The organism is Pseudokineococcus marinus (genome assembly GCF_013004605.1).
Lineage (GTDB): Bacteria > Actinomycetota > Actinomycetes > Actinomycetales > Quadrisphaeraceae > Pseudokineococcus > Pseudokineococcus marinus.
The window spans coordinates 1-2,621 of the sequence record NZ_JABEMA010000377.1 but is presented as its reverse complement, the minus strand read 5'-3'; the positions used below and the strand labels follow the sequence as shown (position 1 = coordinate 2,621).

Sequence of the window (2,621 nt, the reverse complement as noted above, 5' to 3'; positions counted from 1 at the left end):
CGACGGCGCGCGCGGGCTCGCTGCCCCGGCGCAGGAAGTCGACGAGCGCCGCACCGCCGTGCTGCGCGGGGTCGGGCCGCGCTGGGGCGCGCTCGCCGACCAGCTCAGCGGCTCCTGAGCGTGCGGGCGTCCCGCCCGCTCCTCGACGGCGGCGGTCGTCCGTCAGCCGCGGGCGCGCCCGCGCCGCTCCAGCGCCGCGACGTCCCGCCCGAACGAGACGGCGAGCAGCGCCAGCGCCGCGGCGCACGCTCCCGCCGCCAGCGGCACGGGCACGACCGGCGCGAGCGCGGTGACGAGCACGGCCGCCTGCGCGGCCGCCACGGCGCGACGGAAGAGGCTGTACGGCAGCGGCTGTCGCAGGCGGGGTCGCAGCCGCCCGGCGAGGATGAACCCGTAGCGCATCAGGCCGACGCCGAGGACCCACCAGCCCACGACCGGGCCGAGCGCCACGGACAGGACGAGCAGCAGCGCGGCGTCGACCTCCATGTCCAGGCGGGCGCCGGCGGGGGTCGCGGTTCCCGTGCGGCGTGCCACCGCGCCGTCGACGGCGTCGAGCAGCGCCGCCGGGGCTGCGAGCGCCAGCAGCCACCACGACCGCGGCGGCAGGTCGCCGAGCAGCGCGAGGACGACGACGGTCGCGCTCCCACCGACGAGGACGGTGCGGCCGAGGGTGACCCGGTCCGCCGGCCCGCTCCAGCGGTCGCGCCGCGAGCCGACCGCCACCGCCGCGGCGCCCACCAGGCCCACGCCCGCCAGCACGGCGAGGTGGGCGCTCGCGGCCATGCCGCCGAGCACGACGAGCCCGGTGCAGAGCACGACCGAGACCGCCGTGGCCAGGGCGCCGTCGCGCACCGCGGTCGCCGGGGCGCCGCCCCGGCCGTGGGGGCCGTCGCGCCTCGCCGTCCCGCGGCCCTGGGCGTCGGGGGAGCTCCCGCGTAGGGTCACCGCACCATGGTCACGTCCGGTCACGCCCCGGCGCCAGACCCCGGCGGGGCCGGGGCGGCGTCACCCTCCGTGCCCGCCGACGGCGAGGTGCCGGGCCGGGCGGGCGGACGGGCGAGCGGGGGGTCGTCCGCGTCCCCGTCGCCCGGTGCGCGGGGCGTCGCGACGGCGTACTGGACCACCGGCCCGGGCACGGGCGAGCTCCGCACCGAGCCGCTGCCCGCCCCGGGCGACGGCGAGGCGCTCGTCGAGGTCCTGCACACGGGCGTCAGCCGGGGCAGCGAGCTGCTCGTCCACCGCGGCGGGGTGCCCGCGCGGGTGGCGGACCTCATGCGCGCGCCCTTCGGCGTCGGCGACCTCCGGGCGCCGACGCCCGAGGCGCCCGTCAAGTACGGGTACCTGGCCGTCGGCGTCGTCGCCGAGGGGCCGCCGGACCTGCTCGGGCGCACCGTGTTCTGCCTCCACCCCCACCAGGACCGCTTCGTCGTGCCGGCCGCGGCGCTGGTGCCCGTGCCCGACGGCGTCCCGGCCCGCCGCGCCGTCCTCGCCGGTGCGGTCGAGACCGCCCTCAACGCCCTCTGGGACGCCGGCCCGCGCCTCGGGGACCGCGTCGCCGTCGTCGGCGCCGGGATGATCGGCTGCTCGGTGGCGGCGCTGCTGCGCTCCTTCCCCCTCGGGCGGTTGCAGGTGCTCGAGCCCGACCCCGCGCGCGCCGCCGTGGCCGCCTCGCTCGGCGTCGACGTCGTCGCGCCCGCGGACGCCGCCGACGGCTGCGACCTCGTCCTCCACTGCTCGGCCACCGGCGCCGGGCTGTCGCGCGGCCTCGAGCTGCTCGGCGACGAGGGCGAGCTCGTGGAGCTGTCCTGGTACGGCGACCGGGAGGTCTCCGTCGCCCTCGGCGCCGACTTCCACGCCCGCCGCCTCGTCGTGCGCGCCAGCCAGGTCGGCGCCGTCGCGGCGTCCCGCCGCGCGCGCCGCACCACCCGCGAGCGGCTGGCGCTGGCCCTCGAGCTGCTGCGCGACGACGCGCTCGACGCCCTCGTGCCGGTCTCGGTGCCGCTCGCGGAGCTGCCGGCCGCCCTCGTCTCCCTGGCGGCCGGGGAGCTGGACGCGCCGTGCCTCGTCGTCGACCACCCCCTCGCCGACCCGGAGGACCGACCGGCATGACCCCGCCCCCGCGAAGCCCCGGGACGACGTTCTCGGTCGTCGTCGAGGACCACGTGATGGTCGCCCACTCCCTGCCGCACCCGGCCTTCGGCCCGGCGCAGGGCAAGCACGGCGCGACGTACGACGTCGCCGCCACCTTCTGGCGCGACGGGCTCGACGCCACCGGCGTCGTGCTCGACATCGGGGCCGCGACGGCCGCGCTGCGCGCGGTCCTCGCCGACATCGACTACCGCGACCTCGACGAGCACCCGGCCTTCGCGGGGCTCCTCACGACCACCGAGGTGGTGGCGTGCCACGTCGCCGAGGCGCTCCTGGCGGCCCCCGCCCTGGCGCCGCACGTCGAGGACCTCCTGCGGCTCGACGTCGTGCTGCGCGAGACGCCCCGGGCGGCCGCGGGCGTCAGCGTCGACCTCGTGGCCCGTCGTGCCGGGGGAGCGGCGTGAAGGGGCTGCGGCTCGTCGCCCCCGCTCCTCCCGTCGCGGGCCCCGGCGGCGCGGGCCCCGGCGGCGCGG

3 protein-coding genes are annotated in these 2,621 nt (G+C 80.0%); 2 read left to right on the top strand and 1 reads right to left on the bottom strand.

Annotation, left to right across the window (positions count from 1 at the left end):
* Positions 1 to 162: 162 nt before the first annotated feature.
* The gene (locus HLB09_RS15645; protein ID WP_212771214.1) at positions 163 to 945 is read right to left on the bottom strand and encodes a CDP-alcohol phosphatidyltransferase family protein; all 783 of its coding nucleotides are present in this window, start codon (positions 943 to 945) and stop codon (positions 163 to 165) included.
* A 6-nt stretch (positions 946 to 951) separates the two neighbouring features.
* Here HLB09_RS15645 and HLB09_RS15640 point away from each other — a divergent pair, with 6 nt between their 5' ends.
* Together HLB09_RS15640 and HLB09_RS15635 are read left to right on the top strand one after the other, a co-directional pair.
* Positions 952 to 2,109 (top strand): zinc-dependent alcohol dehydrogenase, encoded by a 1,158-nt coding sequence (locus HLB09_RS15640; protein WP_212771213.1) that lies wholly within the window; start codon positions 952 to 954, stop codon positions 2,107 to 2,109.
* Positions 2,106 to 2,552: a 6-pyruvoyl trahydropterin synthase family protein gene (locus HLB09_RS15635; RefSeq protein ID WP_171204246.1), complete on the top strand. Its 447-nt coding sequence runs from the start codon at positions 2,106 to 2,108 to the stop codon at positions 2,550 to 2,552. The genes HLB09_RS15640 and HLB09_RS15635 overlap by 4 nt, the downstream gene beginning before the upstream one ends.
* The last annotated feature ends 69 nt before the right edge of the window (positions 2,553 to 2,621 follow it).

Excerpts from the sequence above, each read along its gene's own strand:
- HLB09_RS15640 (WP_212771213.1), top strand. The coding sequence starts at position 952 with ATGGTCACGTCCGGTCACGCCCCGGCGCCAGACCCCGGCGGGGCCGGG.
- HLB09_RS15635 (WP_171204246.1), top strand. The coding sequence starts at position 2,106 with ATGACCCCGCCCCCGCGAAGCCCCGGGACGACGTTCTCGGTCGTCGTC.